The following is an 18,108-nucleotide window of genomic DNA, read 5'->3' as shown; positions in this document are numbered from 1 at the left end:
CCCATTACCAGGTGTTTTTGGATTTGAACGTTTTTAAAGCCTGAGTCATCGCTGCTGCGATGTCGTCGTCAAACTTACCGCCATTATTGATTTTTGCTAATAGCTCAGATTGCTCTGAACGTAAGTAGCTTAATAATGCCGCTTGGAAATCAACGACTTTAGTTACTTCAACATCGTCTATAAAACCATTGTTTGCTGCAAACAGAGCAAAACCGATTTCAGCAGTTGACATTGGAGAGTATTGAGGCTGTTTCATAAGCTCAGTAACACGTTGACCGCGTTGTAATTGCTTACGAGTAGACTCATCTAAATCAGAAGCAAACTGAGAGAATGCCGCTAATTCACGATATTGTGCAAGGTCAAGACGTACACCACCACCGAGCTTTTTGATGATCTTAGTTTGTGCAGATCCACCTACCCGTGATACTGACAGACCCGCGTTAATCGCAGGACGAATACCAGAGTTGAAAAGATCGGTTTCTAAGAAGATTTGACCGTCGGTAATAGAGATAACGTTAGTCGGAACGAAGGCCGAAACGTCACCCTCTTGAGTCTCGATAATAGGCAGAGCGGTTAAAGAACCCGTTTTACCGGTTACTGCACCATTGGTATAACGCTCTACATACTCAGCATTAACGCGTGAAGCACGCTCTAATAGACGTGAGTGTAAATAGAATACGTCACCGGGGTAAGCTTCACGTCCGGGAGGACGGCGTAGTAATAGTGATACTTGACGATACGCCCAAGCTTGCTTGGTTAAGTCATCGTATACGATTAACGCATCTTCGCCGCGATCACGGAAGTACTCGCCCATAGCGCAGCCCGCATAGGGAGCCAAGAACTGCATGGACGCTGGGTCAGCAGCATTAGCAGCGACTACAATGGTATACTCCATTGCACCGTGCTCTTCGAGTTTGCGTACTACACCAGCCACAGAAGATGCTTTTTGACCTACTGCAACGTAGATACATTTAACATCTTTGCCTTTTTGGTTCAGGATCGCATCGATAGCTACCGCTGTTTTACCCGTTTGGCGGTCACCGATGATTAATTCCCGTTGACCACGACCGACTGGAACCATCGCATCGAGTGCTTTGATACCGGTTTCTAGCGGTTGATCAACTGATTTACGATCGATAACGCCGGGGGCAATACGCTCTACTGGAGCATAACCGTCGTTTTCAACCGCACCTTTACCATCAATAGGCGTACCCAGAGCGTTGACTACGCGACCTAATAAGCCACGTCCAACAGGTACTTCTAAAATACGACCAGTACATTTTACAGTGTTGCCCTCGGTGATACCTTTGTAATCACCTAGAACAACCGCACCCACAGAGTCACGCTCAAGGTTGAGCGCTAAACCGAAGGTTCCGTTAGAAAACTCAATCATCTCACCGGACATAACATCGCCAAGACCGTGGATGCGGACGATACCGTCCATAACGGAAACAACAGTACCCTCTGTACGTGCTTCAGCGCTGGCGTCGAAGCTTGCAATACGCTTCTTGATCAGATCGCTGATTTCAGTTGGGTTTAGTTGCATAATGCTAATTCCTCAATTATCGGCTCAACGCCGCCTTCAATTCATTCAGACGACTTTGAATCGAACCATCTATCACTAAATCACCTGCTCGCACGACAGCACCCGCCATCAGTGAGGGATCTACTTTAGCGACCAGTTTGACTTCACGTCCCAAACGCTTCTGGAGCGCCGCAGCAATGGCGTTTTGCTGATCTGCTGTTAATTCCATAGCAGATGTTAATTCAGCCTCAATCGCTCCCTCTGCTTGTGCTTTTAATTCCTCATATAAACGAGAAATTTCAGGCACTAACACAAAGCGATTGTTTTCACCCAAAACCTTAAGCAAATTACTGCCATCATCTTTCACAGTTGAACCGAGTACTTCGGTTAAAACTTGAATCTTTTGGTCTTGAGAAAGGCGTGGATTATTCAGCAGCGCCGCTGAATCCTCAGTACTGATTACCTGTGCTAAAGCAGCAAGTTGCTCAGACCAACCCGCGAGGTTGCCTGATTCTTGTGCCATCTCGAACACAGCTTTTGCGTAAGGACGTGCAGCGGTTGTCAATTCAGACATTGTTCACCACCTAAATTTGTGCGGCTAATTCATCCAGTGCTTTTGCATGTGCAGCAGCATCGATTTCTTTGCCAAGAATTTTCTCAGCGCCTGCTACAGCCAATTGAGCTACCTGAGCACGCAAACCTTCACGTGCACGCGAAACTTCTTGCTCGATTTCAGATTGAGCTGCTTGCTTCACACGACCTGCTTCATCTAAAGCAGCGTTTTTAGCTTCATCTACAATCTCACCAGCACGACGTTGTGCTTGAGCAATAATTTCTGCAGCTTCAACTTTGGCTTTCTTCAGTTCTTCGAGTGCTTTTTGGCGAGCCAACTCTTCTTCGTGCTTACCCTTTTCAGCGGCGGCTAGACCATCAGCAATACGCTGCTTACGGTCATTAAGCACTTTAAGCATCGGTTCCCATAGTACACCCTTGATGAACCAAATCAGGATCGAGAATACGATCACTTGACCGATCAGCGTTAGTGTTACATTCATGTTAACCTCCGAGTGTTACTAACAACGTTTAACAATCGGGAGTATTAACCAGCACCTAAGGCCGCTTTTGCTGCACCGATGAAGGGGTTAGCAAAAATGAACCACATAGAAATACCGAGAACGATCATCGGGAACGCTTCCATCAAACCGCCAGTGAATAGCATTTGACCGGTTAATTGAGCACGCATTTCAGGTTGACGAGCGATACCTTCTAAGAACTTAGAGCAGATTAAACCCCAACCTAATGCAGAACCTAAACCCGCAGCCGCCAGAATAATACCCACACCTATAGCTGTGTAGGAATAGATCATTGCAATACTTTGTGCATCCATCGTGGAATCTCCAGAGAAAATTAAAAGTTAAAAAGTAAAAATTGAACCAAAATTCAGTTATTTAATGATGCTCACCATGTTGGCTAGCCAATCCTAGATATACTACGGTCAACAGCATGAAAATGAATGCTTGTAGGGTAATAACTAGAATATGGAAAATCGCCCATAATGAACCTAAAACAATTTGTGCTGGCATAGCCCACACTGAGAAGGCTAATAAAGCAATTAATAAGAATAATAACTCGCCTGCAAACATATTACCGAATAGCCGTAGACCAAGACTTACGGGCTTAGCGACTTCTTCGATGAGTGTCATGAGGAAATTAATCGGGGCAAGAATAATCTTCACTACTATGTTTTTGGCAGAGAAAGGATGAAAGAAGAAGGAAGTTAAATAACCTACTAGACCCTTACTCTTGATATTGTAATAAATGATTAATGCAAATACGGTTAAGGCTAAAGCGAAGGTAGTGTCAAGATTAGTAGTAGGCACTACTTTAATATAAGCATGATGAGGATCACCACCAAATAACCCGTAGAGACCACTCCATAAGGCAGGAATTAAGTCTACAGGAAGTAGATCCATCGCATTCATTAAGAACACCCAGACAAAAATAGTAAGTGCTAACGGCCCTACTAAGCGATCTGCATTAGGGAAAATATCTTGAATCTGTTGATTGACAAATTCAACCACGGTCTCAATGACATTTTGCGTACCTGATGGCGTGTCAGCACTTAAATTCTTACCGACTTTCCATGCTATATATGCAAATAAACCTGCGAGTAACACGCTGAATAAGAATACGTCAACATGGAACACACTGAAGTCAATAATTTTGACTGCTTCACCGTGCTCAGTGCCAATACTCCAATTGGTCAGATGGTGTTGGATATACTCAACAGGATTAGAAATTGCTGGCGCATTTGCTTCGCTCACAATTCACCCCGTAAATAAAGTTAATAAAATCTGTAGACTTCATGTTGGTTCAATCTGTTTACGTGAACCTAAAGCCGCAAGGTAATAAGCCAATTGTGCAGCAATGAACATACCTAACAAGGGTTGGGGTGCTAGCTTTAACACACCTAAACCGATTGATAGAGCCACTAATACCAGCACAAAACGGCCAACGGCACTAACATAAAGTAATATAACTGTGGTGTGAGGATCGGATGGTGTTAATTCACTCTTTTTATTCATCCGTAGAGAAAGCAATGCTGTGTTGACTAATGCAACTGCTCCTCCATATAACGTAGCGGTGATAGCATTCTCACCTAACGTAACCCAAACTATAACAACACCCAAGAGTACTAACACAACTTGGATATAAAATAACCTATTCATTAACCCACCGCGCTATATGGGGATGTGCCTTCCAAAATTGACCTTGGAGTATAGAGACAGTCGAATATACGGTCAACCACAAACCATAGAGCTAAGTGAATATTCTATGAAACCTAGGAGAGAGAGAAACCGACACTATGAATTGGAACGTTACAATTGAGAAGCATAAAAAAAGCCCAAGGTTTGCTCCTTGGGCTTTTAACTGTCAGACGAGGTTCTAGAGCTTAAAACTCACTAACGACCGCGCACAAAACGCCGTACTTCCGCCAAATGACGCCGACTAACCTCTAACTGATCAGTAATGCGATCTAGAGTCACCTGAGTGCGCCCCATATCTGACTTGGTTAGACCCGTAATACAGCTTTTAGCCACTAAAGCATTACGGTGAATACGAATAAAACGATCCGCTAAATCATTTTCTAGTGACTTTAACGACTCCTCAATAATCACCACACCTTTGTTATGGCGCACTGTCACATACTTCTGATCGGCTTGGAAGTAGACAACATCCTCAATAGGAATTAACTCTAAATTACCCCTCATGCGTGCACAAATATGGCGACGATTAGACTTAACGCCCTCACGTTGCTCCAACATTTCTAAGCGTTGTACACGGTTTAGCGAACGGGCTTGTTCCAGACTTTGTAATAATTGTTCTTGTCTTATTGGTTTCATGAGATAACCTGTTGCTTTTGTTGAAAATGCTTCTAAGGCATATTCACCATACGCTGTGGTAAATATGACGGCGGGCGGATTCTCCAACGTAGACAGATAACGAGCCGCTTCAAGCCCGTCCATGCCGGGCATTGAAATGTCCATTAACACAATCTCCGGTTGAAGTCTCTCGACCAAGGAAATAGCCTCAGCCCCGTTTTCGGCTTCAGCACAAACTTCATAATCTGAGGTTTTATTCAATAGGCCCAAAATTCTTTCGCGGGCATATTCTTCATCATCTACAACTAAAACTTTGATAGCCATTGATACTCTCTCTTCTTTACTCTTTTGGTATGGAGAAACTGACACGATATTGCTGATCTGTTTTTATAATTAGCAGATTAGCGCGTTCTCCATAGGCTAGTTTCAAACGATTTTTCATATTTTCTTGGGCAATATGATTACCCTTTTGATGGGGGTTAGCATCAGAAGGTGGTAAAGGATTCGTTACCGAAACTTTTAAATGGTCACCAGCATCATATAACCCAATACTTAGGGTTCCGCCGTCTTTACGAGGTTGTATTCCATGATAAATGGCGTTTTCAACAACAGGCTGTAAGATCAAAGGTAAAATATTCATGTTAAACGGCAAGGTATTCTTATCCATATCCCACAAAACCGTTAATCGGCGCTTACCTAAACGTAGACTTTCCATTCTTAAATAGCGCATGGTTAAATCAATTTCTTCTTGTAAAGTAATTCTTGTACGCTTATCTAGAGTGGTGCGCATAATATCGGCAAGATCTAAAATCGCCTCCTCAGCACGATTAGGATCTTTATGTACTAAATGAGCCACCGTATTTAAACTATTAAATAAAAAATGCGGTCTCATCCTTGATTGTAGTGCATCATACTTAGCTGAGGTATCGGCTTCTACCGTTTGCTGCCAACGTTTTTGAATAAAGAAATAACGTAATAAAACCGCTGTCACTACTACACTAATTAAAATATTTTTAAATAAAAACAAACCATCAAAAATAAAGCCTTCCTGACCTGCTGTTTTAATCACCGCCATGCCAATAAAAGAGGCAATAATAGTCAGAATAACACTCACACTCATCACAATAATGGTGGTTTTTTGGCTAGAAGCATTTTCCACTAGGCGACTTATTAAGCATATGGCAAAGACACCTATTAACACTACCCACGCAGTAAATAACGTATGTGACCCTAAAAGCCAAGGTAATTGTTTTAAATCAGAGGCTACTGATATAGCTAATATCGAACCCAATATCAACGCAGCAATTACTGAACGTAAAAGCGCTTGTGGTGAACAGATATTAGGCATATAACCTAAAGTATTTGTATGGGATTGTGACATTGTTTTAGCTCATTACCTATCAAACCCAGAAAATCTAGAGTGTTTGAATGATAGTTTAGTTCAGTTAAACGTTATTGTTATTTTTTATGGTGTGAACTACACAACCGAGCTGCTTAATTATTTATTATATTAATTACTGCTCAATTATAAAAGCATTTAATTGATTCTTACACGATGCCATTATATAACGCAACTTTTTTAGTATTTATGGCATAAATTTGTTTAAAATACTCCCAACTTAATGCAAACGAGGGTTAACCGTTGAGTACTTCACAGTCTAATAGTGAGAGCAAAAATCAATCTTGGGGTGGTCGTTTTACCGAATCCACCGACGCCTTTGTGGAGCAATTTACTGCTTCCATTCAATTCGATCAGCGTCTTTACAAACATGATATTGCTGGTTCACGCGCCCACGCCCGTATGCTGGGTAAAGTAGGTCTTTTAAACTCCACCGATGTAGAAGCGATTCTAAACGGTCTTAACCAAATCGAAGCTGACATTGAAGCAGGCAACTTTGATTGGAAAGTGTCCTTAGAAGATATACATATGAACGTTGAGGCACGCTTAACCGACCGCATTGGCATTGCAGGCAAACGTTTACATACGGGGCGCTCGCGTAATGATCAGGTGGCTACTGATATTCGTTTATGGCTGCGAGATCAGATCGATCACATTGCCCATGAAATTCGCCGCCTACAAACGGGCTTAGTGAGTGTGGCTGAGCGCGAAGCCGATACGATTCTGCCGGGCTTTACCCATCTACAAGTCGCGCAGCCGATTACCTTTGGTCATCATATGCTGGCATGGTTTGAAATGCTGCAACGTGACTATGAGCGCTTATTAGATTGTCGTAAGCGCGTCAATATTATGCCTTTGGGTGCGGCTGCACTGGCAGGTACGACCTACCCTATTGAACGTGATTACACGGCTGAGTTATTAGGCTTTGAACGCCCTGCACGTAATTCACTAGATGCGGTCAGTGATCGGGATTTTGCGATTGAATTTGCCGGATTTGCTTCACTGCTCTTGATGCACCTATCCCGTTTTTCCGAAGAATTAATTCTTTGGACCTCAGCCCAATTTGATTTTATTCGCTTGCCGGATCGGTTTTGCACGGGTTCTTCCATCATGCCGCAGAAAAAAAATCCCGATGTACCTGAGTTAGTGCGTGGTAAAAGTGGGCGTGTGTTTGGTCACTTAATGGGGCTACTCACATTAATGAAAGGGCAACCACTGGCTTATAATAAAGATAATCAAGAGGACAAAGAGCCGCTGTTTGATACGGTCGATACCGTGCTCGGTTGCTTACGTGCTTTTGGCGATATGATGCCACATGTACAAACCAAACCGGAGAAAATGCGTAAAGCGGCAATGCAGGGCTTTTCAACCGCAACCGATTTAGCCGATTATTTGGTACGTAAAGGTTTACCCTTCCGCGATGCACACGAAGTGGTCGGTAAAGCGGTAGGTCTAGGGGTACAAACCGGACGTGATTTAAGCGAAATGAGCCTGCAAGAGTTACAAAGCTTTTCAGAGATAATTAGTGAAGATGTCTTTGCGGTACTGACACTAGAAGGTTCAGTAGCCGCTCGTAATCATTTGGGGGGTACTGCCCCTGAGCAAGTACGCAAACAAATTGCGCTGGCTAAGACCTTGATTAATCAATAGTAGCTGTAGGGGTAGACCTAAGTGTCTACCCTAATACTCACAAACCGTGCCCCCCCACCCTACAACTCAACACTTAAAGACCGTTAAAGCTGCATGCTGTAAGAGCATAATCGTTTTACCATCTTGAATCTCACCCGTCGTAATCATCTGCATAGCCTGCTGAAACGGTAACTCAAGCACTTCAATATCTTCCCCTTCACTTTCAATACCACCGCCTGTAGTAAGCTTATCTTTGGACTGATATTCGGCTATATAAAAATACAGCTTTTCAGTAACTGACCCCGGACTCATATAGGCTTCAAACACTTTCTGAATCGTTTGTACTGTGTAACCCGTTTCCTCTTCTGCCTCCAGCCGAATCCGCTCTTCAGGGCTAGCCTGATCTAATAATCCCGCTGCGGTCTCAATTAATAAACCATCCGCCAAACCATTAATATAAGTAGGAAAACGAAATTGACGCGTTAAAATCACCGTTTGTTGTTCAAGGTTATACAGTAAAATCGTCGCCCCATTACCTCGGTCATAAACTTCACGGGTTTGGGTTTGCCATTCACCATTATTGCGTAAATAGTCAAATGTGGCTTTGCGCAAGATATACCAATTATCTGAGAGCACCTCGAAACTGTGGATTTTAACGCGCTGATTCATAATTATCCTTGTTAAGCAATAAGAGAGGTAACTAAGAGTCAGTATAAAACCCTTAGTTACCTACCGATTTCAAAAATGGCGATTATAAAAACCGACTAATTAATACTTTATCAGCTTTTAAATCGGGCACAGGAATGCGTACATGATGACCACTGCCGGGGGCTACCTCAATCGGTTCATTGCGTTTATTACGTAGTGCTTCCACGGTAATTTCACGATTTTGTGCATCGGGAATAATTAATTCTAAACGATCACCCACGCCAAAACGGTTTTTCACCTCTACATCCATCCAGCCACTTGCTGCATCATAAGACAGCATTTCACCTACAAATTGCTGCTGATGGCTTTGTGACGAACCGTGAATATAATTTTGATATTCATGCGTATGGTGACGCTCATAAAACCCATCGGTATAACCGCGATTAGCTAGATTCTCTAGAATCCCTAATAACTTAGGATCAAATGGACGACCCTCAGCGGCATCATCAATCGCTTGACGATAAGCTTGAGCAGTACGGGCGGCATAATAATGTGATTTAGTGCGCCCTTCGATTTTTAAACTATCCACGCCAATTTCGCATAAACGCTGCACATGCTCGACGGCACGTAAATCCTTGGAGTTCATAATATAAGTACCGTGCTCATCCTCCATAACAGGCATTAACTCGCCCGGACGATTCGCCTCTTCCAAGAAATACACGCGGTCGGCTAATGGATGACGTTGTTGATTACCACAATCGGCAGTACTCGCCATTTGATTAAAGGCATCCATAGATAAAATGGCTTCAGTAGGGACATAAGTACCATCGGGGGTTTCAGCCGCCGCCGTCGTTTTATAATCCCAACGGCAGGAGTTAGTACAAGTTCCTTGATTGGGATCGCGGTGATTAAAATAACCAGACAATAAACAACGCCCAGAATAAGCAATACAGAGTGCACCGTGCACAAATACTTCTAATTCCATTTCAGGACACTCTTGGCGAATTTCAGCAATTTCATCCAGAGATAATTCACGCGATAATATAATGCGTTTTACTCCCATTTTTTGCCAAAACTTCACGCTGGCATAATTAACCGTATTCATTTGTACCGATAAATGAATCGTTAAATCTGGCCATGTTTCGCGTGCCATCATAATTAGCCCCGGATCGGCCATAATAAAGGCATCCGGTTTCATTTGGACTACAGGTTCGAGGTCACGAATGAAGGTTTTGACTTTACTATTGTGCGGCATGGTATTCGCGGCGACGAAAAACTGTTTGCCCATTGCGTGCGCTTCGTTAATGCCCTGCGCGAGTACGTCGTTTTGGAAATCATTATTGCGTACTCGAAGGCTATAGCGCGGCTGTCCGGCGTAGACCGCATCGGCTCCGTAGGCGAGCGCATAGCGCATCATTTTGAGACTACCCGCAGGCGCGAGTAATTCTGGCTTTTTCATGGTGACTCCTAAACCCGATTGCAGATCGAGAGGTGTTAAAAAATGTGAAGGGGGATTGTACTAGGGATGGGGGGGGGTGACCAGAATAAATAATCAGTAAGGTGCTTTCTAATAAAACAAATAAAACTTACTGTGATCTTTAGTAAGGAGATAGTATAGTTAGTAGGCTAACTATTTGAGTAAATACTCCTACTATGACCACTAACTCTATATTATTTCCTGAAAAATTTTGGCACTGTGCTGTAAAGTTTGTTAATCAACAAGAATACTCCATTGTTAATGATCTTACCTTTCAAGAATTAGAACAAAAAATCATTAATCCATGGAAGTTGGGAAAAACATTTACCATATCAGGCAGGTTAATTCGCTCTAGTGACGCCGTTGAGTCTATTAAAATAAGTCATACTGAATACAATCGCTTGTTTTATGTCGAATCCCATAATCAACGCATGGCAGAACAAGGCATAGGAGACTATGTTACAAATCGTAGTTTGCTACCCGTAGATAAAGGAACAGATTATACATATGATCTATTATTCTCAGGGGTACAAGAAGCAAATCTTGAGCCAGATATAAAGTTAATCGAGCAACTTTGCAAAAGACTTCCACAAGCAGCGCGTGTTTTAGCAATACGCTCTCGCGTAGGAAAGTCGGGTTATACAATTTCTGATGAATATGATGTCCAAGATTTATTACATGCTTTGCTTAGAGGTTATTTAAAATATTCGGTTCAGGAGGATACATTACCCAAAGTTGCTGGAGCAAAGTCTAGTAGAGTAGATATATCAATAGAGGAGCTAGGGGTACTTATTGAAATTAAGTATGTATCTAAGCCCGAAGATCAAAAGCGTCTGTTTGAGGAATATTCACAAGATTTAGTTTTATATGCTCAATGGTCTCCACTAAAGAGTTTAATTTACTTAATATATAACTCTGCTGACCTAAGAGATGCAGAAGCTTTTGAAAAACTTTCCTCTACACAAGAAATTAATGGCAAAAGGTTTAACGTAAATATAGTTCTTGCTTGATAAACAGCCGCTCTATCAATTTTGGTTGATTGTTAAATTTATGATATTCACTAAAAATTTTTTAAACGGCGAACATTAAATACTACGAAGATGATGATATTCTAGTACAGCGCTTTAGCAACAACCCTATTGTTCGAGAAGTTTCGCAAGGCTGGAATATCAATATTAGCTACGACAAAGACAACAACATTGTGCAAATTGTTATACTAGAAGCCAAAGAAAAAGGGCTATACCCCATTATTCCTATGAAAGCCGCAGCCTAACTTTACAAGCGTTTAAACAATATAAGGGGTTCACGTCAAAATTACCCCTTATATTCAAACGGATTGAATAACTTGACATCAAAAGACTCAAAATCCGTTACATTTCTAGTAACTACTGTCAGTTTATGTACTTGGGCAATGGCTGCAATCATCGCATCCTCATATAAGGTATCTGATTTTTTATGCATCAGCCTTGCCCATGCCCTAAAAGCCACACCATCCAATACCAAAATATTATAAGTCGCTGCTACCGCATCCAACCATTCCTCTAACTCCTCCGCTCTTTCAGGGTTTTGGTCACGAGTCAACTCGATACCCGCCTGAATTTCAGCCAATGTCACCGTTGACAAATACAAATCCTTATCATCGACTGACTCCAGCCATGCCAAAACAGCCCCATGAGGTTTTTTTCTGCGTAATTCAGAAACTACATTAGTATCCAAAAGATACATTTTACAAAACCTCTTGAACGGGTCGACGACGTGCCTGTCCGCGTGGTGGCAATACCAAATCACCGCGACCTTTATCGGATAATAATAAGTCCTTCAATGAAGGCTTAGACGTAATTTGCAAACGTCGCCACAATTCTACGGGAACCAGTACCGCTGCCTCAGTACCCCGTCGACTCACCATTTGCGGTCCTTGTGCCAAACACGCATCCAAAAACTCACTAAACCGCGCCTTCGCGTCTTGTACTGCCCATGTTTGCATCCTAAAAACCCTCTAATGACTGGTTATCTGACCAGTCTAGTATTGAATATCTGAAATAACAACTCAAACCCAATCGCTTTTATAGTGAATTCGTACTCATTAATCCAACGCAGTATCCTTGTAGGGGTAAACCTACGTATTTACCCTCTTATCCGCAGGTACTCTACACACCTATAAAGAGGGTAAACACATAGGTTTACCCCTACCTCAAAACGTTCAGGAGTACTTATGGCTATCAGTGTACTGGATATTTTTAAAATCGGTGTTGGACCGTCCAGCTCCCATACCGTAGGCCCGATGCGAGCCGCTTTATGGTTTGCTCAGGGCTTAGAGCGTGAAGGCTTACTTACTCAAACCATCCGTATCAAAGTCGAACTCTATGGCTCCCTCGGCGCAACAGGCAAAGGACACGGCTCGGATAAAGCAGTACTCATGGGCTTAGAAGGCGATGATCCCGCCACCATCGACACCAAAACCCTAGCCCAACGCGTCGCTATGATTCAAACCACTCACACGCTCAAACTCCTGCAACGCCAACCCATAGCCTTTAATACGGACACCGACCTGATTTTATTTAAGCGCCAAGCCCTACCCTATCATGCCAATGGGATGATTTTTTATGCCTATGCTGATGAAACCCTGCTCAAAACCAACACCTATTACTCGGTCGGTGGCGGCTTTGTGGTGAATCCCGACGCACAGGGTGTAGAGCGCATTGTTGAGGATCAAACCGTACTCCCCTACCCGTTTAAAACCGGACGCGAACTACTCAAGCTCTGCCATGACACAGGTTTATGTATCAGCTCCTTGATGTTGGCTAATGAAAAAAGCTGGCGTGATGAGGCTGTAACTCGTGCCGAACTACTCAAAATTTGGGCAGTAATGCAGGAGTGTGTTCATACAGGTTGTCATACCGAGGGTATTCTCCCCGGCGGCTTAAAGGTCAAACGCCGCGCTCCCTTGCTCTATCGCCAACTGCAACTCGATACCAACTTACATAACGCTCCCTTAGGGACTATGGATTGGGTCAATCTATTTGCACTAGCCGTGAATGAGGAAAATGCCGCTGGCGGACGTGTGGTAACAGCGCCGACCAATGGAGCAGCAGGTGTCATTCCCGCCGTATTGCACTATTACACCAAATTTATTCACGGCGCGAATGAGGAAGGCGTGATGCGTTTTCTACTCACCGCAGGCGCGATTGCCATTTTATACAAGGAAAATGCCTCGATTTCCGGTGCAGAAGTAGGTTGTCAGGGCGAGGTGGGAGCCGCTTGCTCAATGGCTGCGGGCGCTTTAACTGAGGTATTGGGAGGCACTCCCGCCCAAGTCGAAAATGCGGCTGAAATCGGTATGGAGCATAATCTGGGGCTTACCTGTGACCCGATTGGTGGTTTAGTGCAAGTACCTTGTATTGAACGTAATGCGATGGGCGCGGTGAAAGCGATTAATGCCGCACGCATGGCATTACGTGGTGATGGTAGTCATTTTGTCTCACTCGATAAAGTGATTAAAACTATGCGTGACACCGGAGCGGATATGAAAACTAAATATAAGGAAACGGCACGCGGTGGCTTAGCGGTAAATGTGATTGAATGTTGATTACTTGTCCCTAGTACTTAGCGCAAATCGTGCAACTAACTCACAATTGCGCCTATAATGACGCCTTCACCAGAGTGAGATACCTAGGATATGTCAACCAAAGAAGTAGGCGTCAAACAACGCGGCGCCGATAAAGTCTCGCGTATTCCCATTAAAGTCGAGCCTACCACCGAATTTAAACGCAAGCCTAGTTGGATCAAAGCCCAAGCCCCCACTAGTCCGCAAGTCAGAAATCTTAAGCAAATTTTACGTGAGCAAAAGCTGCATACCGTGTGCGAGGAAGCGGCTTGCCCCAACTTGGGTGAGTGCTTCACCAAAGGCACAGCGACTTTTATGATTATGGGCGATATTTGCACCCGTCGTTGCCCGTTTTGTGATGTGGCTCACGGTCGCCCCCAACCGCTAGATGAAGACGAACCCCTGAATATGGCGCAAACCATTAAAGCGATGGGCTTACGCTATGTGGTGATTACCTCGGTAGATCGTGATGACTTACGCGATGGGGGTGCTGAGCATTTTGTGAAGTGTATTGAGCAGACCCGCGCCCTCTCTCCGACTATTCAAATCGAGATTCTGACCCCAGACTTTCGCGGACGGATGGAGATAGCCTTAGATATTATGAAAAAAGCACCTCCTGATGTGTTTAATCATAATCTCGAAACAGTACCGCGTTTATACAAAAAGGCTCGTCCGGGCTCAGATTATCAATACTCCTTGACGCTGATTAAGGAATTCAAAGCCTTATTTCCTCATGTACCGACTAAATCCGGTTTAATGCTGGGCTTAGGTGAGGAAATGGATGAAGTACTAGCCGTGATGCGCGATTTACGTGCTCATAACTGTGATATGTTGACTTTAGGGCAATATTTACAACCCAGCCGTGATCATTTACCTGTCGTGCGCTTTGTACATCCTGACGAATTTGCTGAACTCGCTCGTTTAGGGATGGAAATGGGGTTCTCGCATGTGGCGAGTGGCCCTATGGTGCGCTCGTCTTATCATGCCGACCAACAAGCCGCCCATGTGATTAATTAGTACCTATCCTTTATGTCGATTCTTTGGGTACGCTCTTTTGAGTTTTTAATCTTGCCACCGGGTAATCTGCTTTTGATTACCCTCATGGCTTTATTGCTGTGGTTATTCAAACGTCCACGCCTAGCAGTGACTTTAGTCGTGCTAGGCTGGCTGCAAATCATACTACTTGCGACACCTGCTACTTCCGCGTGGTTGTTACGCGATCTACAAAACCGTTATCCCGCCCAAGCGGAGTTATGGAAAACCACACCACTCCCCGAAGCCATTGTGGTCTTAGGCGCGGGGCGTAATGAGCTTGCATCGGAATATGGCGGTGAAACCAGTAGCAATACGGGATTAGAGCGTTTGCGCTATGCCGCACTCTTGCATCGTGAAACTCAATTACCGATTTTAATTAGCGGTGGCTCGCCTCAACCCGAAAAACTGAGTGAAGCCGAAATGATGCGCTCAGTGCTGGAGAACGAATTTAAAGTCCCTGTGCGCTGGGTAGAAACCCAAAGCCATACCACGCTACAAAATGCCGAGTTCACCGATCAAATCTTAGCAAACGCTGAAATCAAGTCTGCGTGGCTGGTGACGCAAAGCTGGCATATGCCACGCTCCTTATTAGCCTTTCAAAAGCGTGAGGTAAACTATATTCCTGCATCTTGTTCGTTTGGCGGAAGTATTGCTTGGCACTATGGTTTGACTAATTGGACACCGCAATCTAGCGCTTTAGAGCGCAGTGTGCTCGCTTTGCATGAATACTTCGGTCTAGCTTGGTATACACTGCAACGCAAGGTCTCAAATTAAGAGCACAGATCGATGCCATTTAATGCATTTGGCGCATGAAAAAAACTCAGCTTCGTTTTAAACTGTATACCAACTGAAAATAACACATCCCACCCACTCGTTTAAGTCCTGTGCTAGCGCTCCACGACAGGCATGACTTAAACCCTAATTAATAGCGGAAACTAATATGGCATTTGGCAAAACAGGCATTGATTGGCGCTCTACCGTGGCAGCCGTGTGGCGTTCTAATCGTCATTATTTAAAACCCATAGTCAATGTAGATTTAGTAGACCCTGAAAGCCTATTAGGAATAGAAGAACAAAAGAATGCTATTTATAAAAACACCGAAAATTTCTTACGCGGTAAAGCCAGTAATCATGTGTTGCTTTGGGGAGCGCGGGGTGTGGGGAAATCATCCTTAATCAAGGCGGTACTGACTCGTTATCATGTTTATGGTCTACGCATGATTCAAATTCCTAGGGATGATTTACACCTACTCCAAGACATTACCGATGATCTACATGATAACCAACATAAATTTATAGTCTTTTGTGATGACTTATCTTTTGATGATGGGCAATGTGATCATCGGCAACTCAAAGGCATGATGGAGGGTAACCTAGAGAAACCACCCGCAAATATTCTGATTTATGCCACCTCTAATCGGCGTTATCTCATGTCCAATACAGGGGTAACTGCTAATCTCACGGGTAAATGTGACGAAGCCCAAGATGAGCGTTTATCATTAGCGGATCGGTTTGGCTTAACCCTCAACTTTGCGCCTATGGATGAAGCCGTTTACTTACAAATAGTAGATCGTTTATTTAAAGGGCGCGGTATTGATCCCAATACATTACACGAGGAAGCATTGCGCTTTGCAACCGAACGTGGTGATAAGAGTGGACGGATTGCCCGTCAATTTTATAACCACAGTATGATTTGAAGCTCTGTACACGACAAAACCACTAACTTATTGATTTAGCATGTTTGTCATGGAGATGGTGAAAGTCCACCGCTCCTATGTTTTACTCTCTAGTTACCACACAGGAGAGCAAAATGGATCTGAGCGATGGACTACGTGACAGTTTAAAAGCCCACTTGAGTTGGGGCAAGCCCCGTTTGGATTGTTTTGTGGGAATGCTGCATACTTTGCTGAGTGCGCGACAAATGAATTTGGCGTTGTTGGCGGTACACATAGATTCTGACACCGACATTGGTTCCCGCTATCGACGGATGCAACGCTTTTTTAGCCAAGTGTTCTTTAATTACAATGACATTGCCCATTTTCTTATGGGAATGTTCGCCTTTAGTGGTCAACAATACTACCTCACACTCGACAGAACCAACTGGAAATGGGGCAAATCCAACCTCAATCTCCTGACTTTGGCGGTTGTTTACCAAGGTGCGGCTATCCCCGTTTACTGGATGGTGTTGAACAAACGCGGTAATTCTAACCAACGTGAACGTATTGCCCTGCTGCAACGATTTATCAGCCAATTCGGGCGCAACAACATCTTGGGTGTGTTGGCTGACCGTGAGTTTATTGGTGGTCAATGGTGGAAGTGGTTGTCTTCCAAAGAGATTCCCTACTTGATTCGTATCAAGGGTAATCAGTTGATGACCGACAAACACAAAAAAGAGGCGCATGTCCGCTCGCTGTTTGCCAACCTCAAGCCGGGTAAACGGCGCGTTCTCCGTCACCGTCGCGACGTTAGCGGGGAATGGGTTTGGCTCAGTGGCTCAAAGCTGCCCAGTGGTGAGTTGTTGATTATCGCCAGCAACCACTACACGGCTGATCCCATTGGCACTTATCGGCTACGTTGGGAAATTGAAAACCTGTTCCAATGCTTGAAAGGGCGTGGTTTTCACATGGAAGCCACTCACTTCACCAAACCCCCTCGCATCAAAAAGATGATGGCGTTGCTTGCCATTGGCTTCTGTTGGGCGCACAAAGTCGGCGAATGGAAGGAAAAAGCCGTCAAGCCTTTGAAGACGAAAAAACATGGACGCAAAGAGCAAAGTGTCTTCCGTTACGGCTTGGACTACTTGACCGATTTATTGAATGGAAGGGTACGGGAAAAAGTGGATAGGCTTAGGCTGCTGCTTCTGTTCCTTTGTCCACCACAATTCATGGCGATCGAGGATGGACGGATGAAACTCAGGCGATTTTCTTTTGAAAAAGATTCAATGAGTTAAGCGAATTGTCGTGTACAGAGGATTTGAAGTATTGCTCAGCAGCACAAGGGCCCTTTCTAGTCCTGTCCTGCCATCAAACAATACTCAGATTCGATTTAATCTAAGGAGAATTTCATGCAAGGTACTAAACTAGCAGCCGCACTATTAGTCACATTAGGTCTACTATCAGCGTGTACTCAAGAGACCCAAAACCAAATTGGTCGATCCATTCAAAACTGGACGGGTACTAATGGGGTTTTAGAGGTATACGCTGCTGATAAATTAGCAAAACGCTTCCTGAAAGTTGATAAACTAACTACCGCCAGCGGCACTACTAGCAATTCTGATCGTCCCTATCGGTTTGGCTATGGTGTCTTAGATGCCAATCTTAATGGTGTAGCTGATGCTGGTGAAAAACGGGTTTACTTTGAAATCAGCGATTACTCTACTTCGTATGTATTTTACGAAAGCCCCAATTAA

21 protein-coding genes are annotated in these 18,108 nt (G+C 43.9%); 9 read left to right on the top strand and 12 right to left on the bottom strand.

All coding sequences use genetic code 11. From position 1 onward, the window contains the following. Positions 1–4: 4 nt before the first annotated feature. From atpA to IPL34_RS06280, 8 genes are all read right to left on the bottom strand, one after another. Positions 5–1,549 (bottom strand): F0F1 ATP synthase subunit alpha, encoded by a 1,545-nt coding sequence (atpA, locus tag IPL34_RS06315; RefSeq protein WP_366931093.1) that lies wholly within the window; start codon positions 1,547–1,549, stop codon positions 5–7. 13 nt (positions 1,550–1,562) lie between these two features. Further along, positions 1,563–2,099, bottom strand: a complete 537-nt coding sequence (locus tag IPL34_RS06310; RefSeq protein ID WP_296839317.1) for a F0F1 ATP synthase subunit delta — start codon at positions 2,097–2,099, stop codon at positions 1,563–1,565. A gap of 10 nt (positions 2,100–2,109) precedes the next feature. Further along, positions 2,110–2,580, bottom strand: coding sequence for a F0F1 ATP synthase subunit B (locus IPL34_RS06305; RefSeq protein WP_296839314.1), 471 nt, complete (start codon positions 2,578–2,580; stop codon positions 2,110–2,112). 44 nt (positions 2,581–2,624) lie between these two features. Further along, positions 2,625–2,912 carry a F0F1 ATP synthase subunit C gene (gene atpE / locus IPL34_RS06300; protein WP_296839312.1) on the bottom strand — a complete coding sequence of 96 codons (288 nt, stop codon included), beginning with the start codon at positions 2,910–2,912 and terminating at the stop codon, positions 2,625–2,627. Between the two features lie 61 nt (positions 2,913–2,973). Next, complete coding sequence (atpB, locus tag IPL34_RS06295; protein ID WP_296839308.1) at positions 2,974–3,849, bottom strand: F0F1 ATP synthase subunit A; 876 nt, start codon at positions 3,847–3,849, stop codon at positions 2,974–2,976. Positions 3,850–3,888: 39 nt separating this feature from the next. Beyond that, positions 3,889–4,254 carry an ATP synthase subunit I gene (locus IPL34_RS06290; RefSeq protein WP_296839305.1) on the bottom strand — a complete coding sequence of 122 codons (366 nt, stop codon included), beginning with the start codon at positions 4,252–4,254 and terminating at the stop codon, positions 3,889–3,891. Positions 4,255–4,488: 234 nt separating this feature from the next. Continuing rightward, positions 4,489–5,232 (bottom strand): LytTR family DNA-binding domain-containing protein, encoded by a 744-nt coding sequence (locus IPL34_RS06285; protein ID WP_296839302.1) that lies wholly within the window; start codon positions 5,230–5,232, stop codon positions 4,489–4,491. Positions 5,233–5,248: 16 nt separating this feature from the next. Further along, entirely contained in the window at positions 5,249–6,289 is a 1,041-nt protein-coding gene (locus IPL34_RS06280) for a histidine kinase (RefSeq protein WP_296839299.1), read from the bottom strand. A gap of 261 nt (positions 6,290–6,550) precedes the next feature. On the opposite strand from IPL34_RS06280, the gene argH reads away from it, so the two are divergent. After that, on the top strand, positions 6,551–7,957 hold the full coding sequence (argH, locus tag IPL34_RS06275) for an argininosuccinate lyase (protein WP_296839296.1): 1,407 nt from the start codon (positions 6,551–6,553) through the stop codon (positions 7,955–7,957). Positions 7,958–8,023: 66 nt separating this feature from the next. On the opposite strand, the gene nudK is transcribed toward argH, so the two are convergent. Beyond that, positions 8,024–8,605: a GDP-mannose pyrophosphatase NudK gene (nudK, locus tag IPL34_RS06270; protein ID WP_296839294.1), complete on the bottom strand. Its 582-nt coding sequence runs from the start codon at positions 8,603–8,605 to the stop codon at positions 8,024–8,026. An 82-nt stretch (positions 8,606–8,687) separates the two neighbouring features. Beyond that, on the bottom strand, positions 8,688–10,043 hold the full coding sequence (gene yegQ, locus IPL34_RS06265; protein WP_296839292.1) for a tRNA 5-hydroxyuridine modification protein YegQ: 1,356 nt from the start codon (positions 10,041–10,043) through the stop codon (positions 8,688–8,690). 194 nt (positions 10,044–10,237) lie between these two features. Here yegQ and IPL34_RS06260 point away from each other — a divergent pair, with 194 nt between their 5' ends. Continuing rightward, positions 10,238–11,071 (top strand): hypothetical protein, encoded by an 834-nt coding sequence (locus tag IPL34_RS06260; RefSeq protein ID WP_296839290.1) that lies wholly within the window; start codon positions 10,238–10,240, stop codon positions 11,069–11,071. A 74-nt stretch (positions 11,072–11,145) separates the two neighbouring features. Beyond that, positions 11,146–11,334 (top strand): DUF2283 domain-containing protein, encoded by a 189-nt coding sequence (locus IPL34_RS06255; RefSeq protein ID WP_296843042.1) that lies wholly within the window; start codon positions 11,146–11,148, stop codon positions 11,332–11,334. Between the two features lie 41 nt (positions 11,335–11,375). On the opposite strand, the gene IPL34_RS06250 is transcribed toward IPL34_RS06255, so the two are convergent. Then, positions 11,376–11,786, bottom strand: a complete 411-nt coding sequence (locus IPL34_RS06250) for a type II toxin-antitoxin system VapC family toxin (protein WP_296839287.1) — start codon at positions 11,784–11,786, stop codon at positions 11,376–11,378. A gap of 1 nt (position 11,787) precedes the next feature. Continuing rightward, entirely contained in the window at positions 11,788–12,045 is a 258-nt protein-coding gene (locus tag IPL34_RS06245) for a type II toxin-antitoxin system Phd/YefM family antitoxin (RefSeq protein ID WP_296839285.1), read from the bottom strand. 228 nt (positions 12,046–12,273) lie between these two features. Here IPL34_RS06245 and IPL34_RS06240 point away from each other — a divergent pair, with 228 nt between their 5' ends. The 6 genes from IPL34_RS06240 to IPL34_RS06215 all read left to right on the top strand — a co-directional run bounded on the left by IPL34_RS06240 (position 12,274) and on the right by IPL34_RS06215 (position 18,108). After that, positions 12,274–13,647, top strand: a complete 1,374-nt coding sequence (locus IPL34_RS06240; protein WP_296839282.1) for an L-serine ammonia-lyase — start codon at positions 12,274–12,276, stop codon at positions 13,645–13,647. Between the two features lie 90 nt (positions 13,648–13,737). Then, on the top strand, positions 13,738–14,682 hold the full coding sequence (gene lipA / locus IPL34_RS06235) for a lipoyl synthase (RefSeq protein WP_296839280.1): 945 nt from the start codon (positions 13,738–13,740) through the stop codon (positions 14,680–14,682). Positions 14,683–14,694: 12 nt separating this feature from the next. Continuing rightward, a complete protein-coding gene (locus IPL34_RS06230; protein ID WP_296839278.1) occupies positions 14,695–15,474 on the top strand; it encodes a YdcF family protein in 780 nt (259 codons plus the stop codon). A 166-nt stretch (positions 15,475–15,640) separates the two neighbouring features. Then, positions 15,641–16,396: an ATP-binding protein gene (locus tag IPL34_RS06225; RefSeq protein WP_296839276.1), complete on the top strand. Its 756-nt coding sequence runs from the start codon at positions 15,641–15,643 to the stop codon at positions 16,394–16,396. A 113-nt stretch (positions 16,397–16,509) separates the two neighbouring features. Continuing rightward, positions 16,510–17,649 (top strand): IS4 family transposase, encoded by a 1,140-nt coding sequence (locus tag IPL34_RS06220; protein WP_296839273.1) that lies wholly within the window; start codon positions 16,510–16,512, stop codon positions 17,647–17,649. A gap of 114 nt (positions 17,650–17,763) precedes the next feature. Beyond that, positions 17,764–18,108, top strand: a complete 345-nt coding sequence (locus IPL34_RS06215; protein WP_296839271.1) for a hypothetical protein — start codon at positions 17,764–17,766, stop codon at positions 18,106–18,108.

It is taken from the genome of Thiofilum sp. (genome assembly GCF_016711335.1).
In the GTDB taxonomy this organism is placed as follows: domain Bacteria; phylum Pseudomonadota; class Gammaproteobacteria; order Thiotrichales; family Thiotrichaceae; genus Thiofilum.
Note: the sequence above shows the minus strand (reverse complement) of the source record. Positions and strands in the feature narration are given on the sequence as shown.

Coding starts and splice junctions, on each gene's coding strand:
- IPL34_RS06285 (WP_296839302.1), bottom strand. CDS start 5,232: ATGGCTATCAAAGTTTTAGTTGTAGATGATGAAGAATATGCCCGCGAA.
- IPL34_RS06280 (WP_296839299.1), bottom strand. CDS start 6,289: ATGTCACAATCCCATACAAATACTTTAGGTTATATGCCTAATATCTGT.
- IPL34_RS06310 (WP_296839317.1), bottom strand. CDS start 2,099: ATGTCTGAATTGACAACCGCTGCACGTCCTTACGCAAAAGCTGTGTTC.
- IPL34_RS06220 (WP_296839273.1), top strand. CDS start 16,510: ATGGATCTGAGCGATGGACTACGTGACAGTTTAAAAGCCCACTTGAGT.
- IPL34_RS06225 (WP_296839276.1), top strand. CDS start 15,641: ATGGCATTTGGCAAAACAGGCATTGATTGGCGCTCTACCGTGGCAGCC.
- IPL34_RS06305 (WP_296839314.1), bottom strand. CDS start 2,580: ATGAATGTAACACTAACGCTGATCGGTCAAGTGATCGTATTCTCGATC.
- IPL34_RS06250 (WP_296839287.1), bottom strand. CDS start 11,786: ATGTATCTTTTGGATACTAATGTAGTTTCTGAATTACGCAGAAAAAAA.
- yegQ (WP_296839292.1), bottom strand. CDS start 10,043: ATGAAAAAGCCAGAATTACTCGCGCCTGCGGGTAGTCTCAAAATGATG.
- nudK (WP_296839294.1), bottom strand. CDS start 8,605: ATGAATCAGCGCGTTAAAATCCACAGTTTCGAGGTGCTCTCAGATAAT.
- IPL34_RS06230 (WP_296839278.1), top strand. CDS start 14,695: ATGTCGATTCTTTGGGTACGCTCTTTTGAGTTTTTAATCTTGCCACCG.
- IPL34_RS06215 (WP_296839271.1), top strand. CDS start 17,764: ATGCAAGGTACTAAACTAGCAGCCGCACTATTAGTCACATTAGGTCTA.
- lipA (WP_296839280.1), top strand. CDS start 13,738: ATGTCAACCAAAGAAGTAGGCGTCAAACAACGCGGCGCCGATAAAGTC.
- IPL34_RS06260 (WP_296839290.1), top strand. CDS start 10,238: ATGACCACTAACTCTATATTATTTCCTGAAAAATTTTGGCACTGTGCT.
- atpE (WP_296839312.1), bottom strand. CDS start 2,912: ATGGATGCACAAAGTATTGCAATGATCTATTCCTACACAGCTATAGGT.
- IPL34_RS06290 (WP_296839305.1), bottom strand. CDS start 4,254: ATGAATAGGTTATTTTATATCCAAGTTGTGTTAGTACTCTTGGGTGTT.
- IPL34_RS06240 (WP_296839282.1), top strand. CDS start 12,274: ATGGCTATCAGTGTACTGGATATTTTTAAAATCGGTGTTGGACCGTCC.
- IPL34_RS06245 (WP_296839285.1), bottom strand. CDS start 12,045: ATGCAAACATGGGCAGTACAAGACGCGAAGGCGCGGTTTAGTGAGTTT.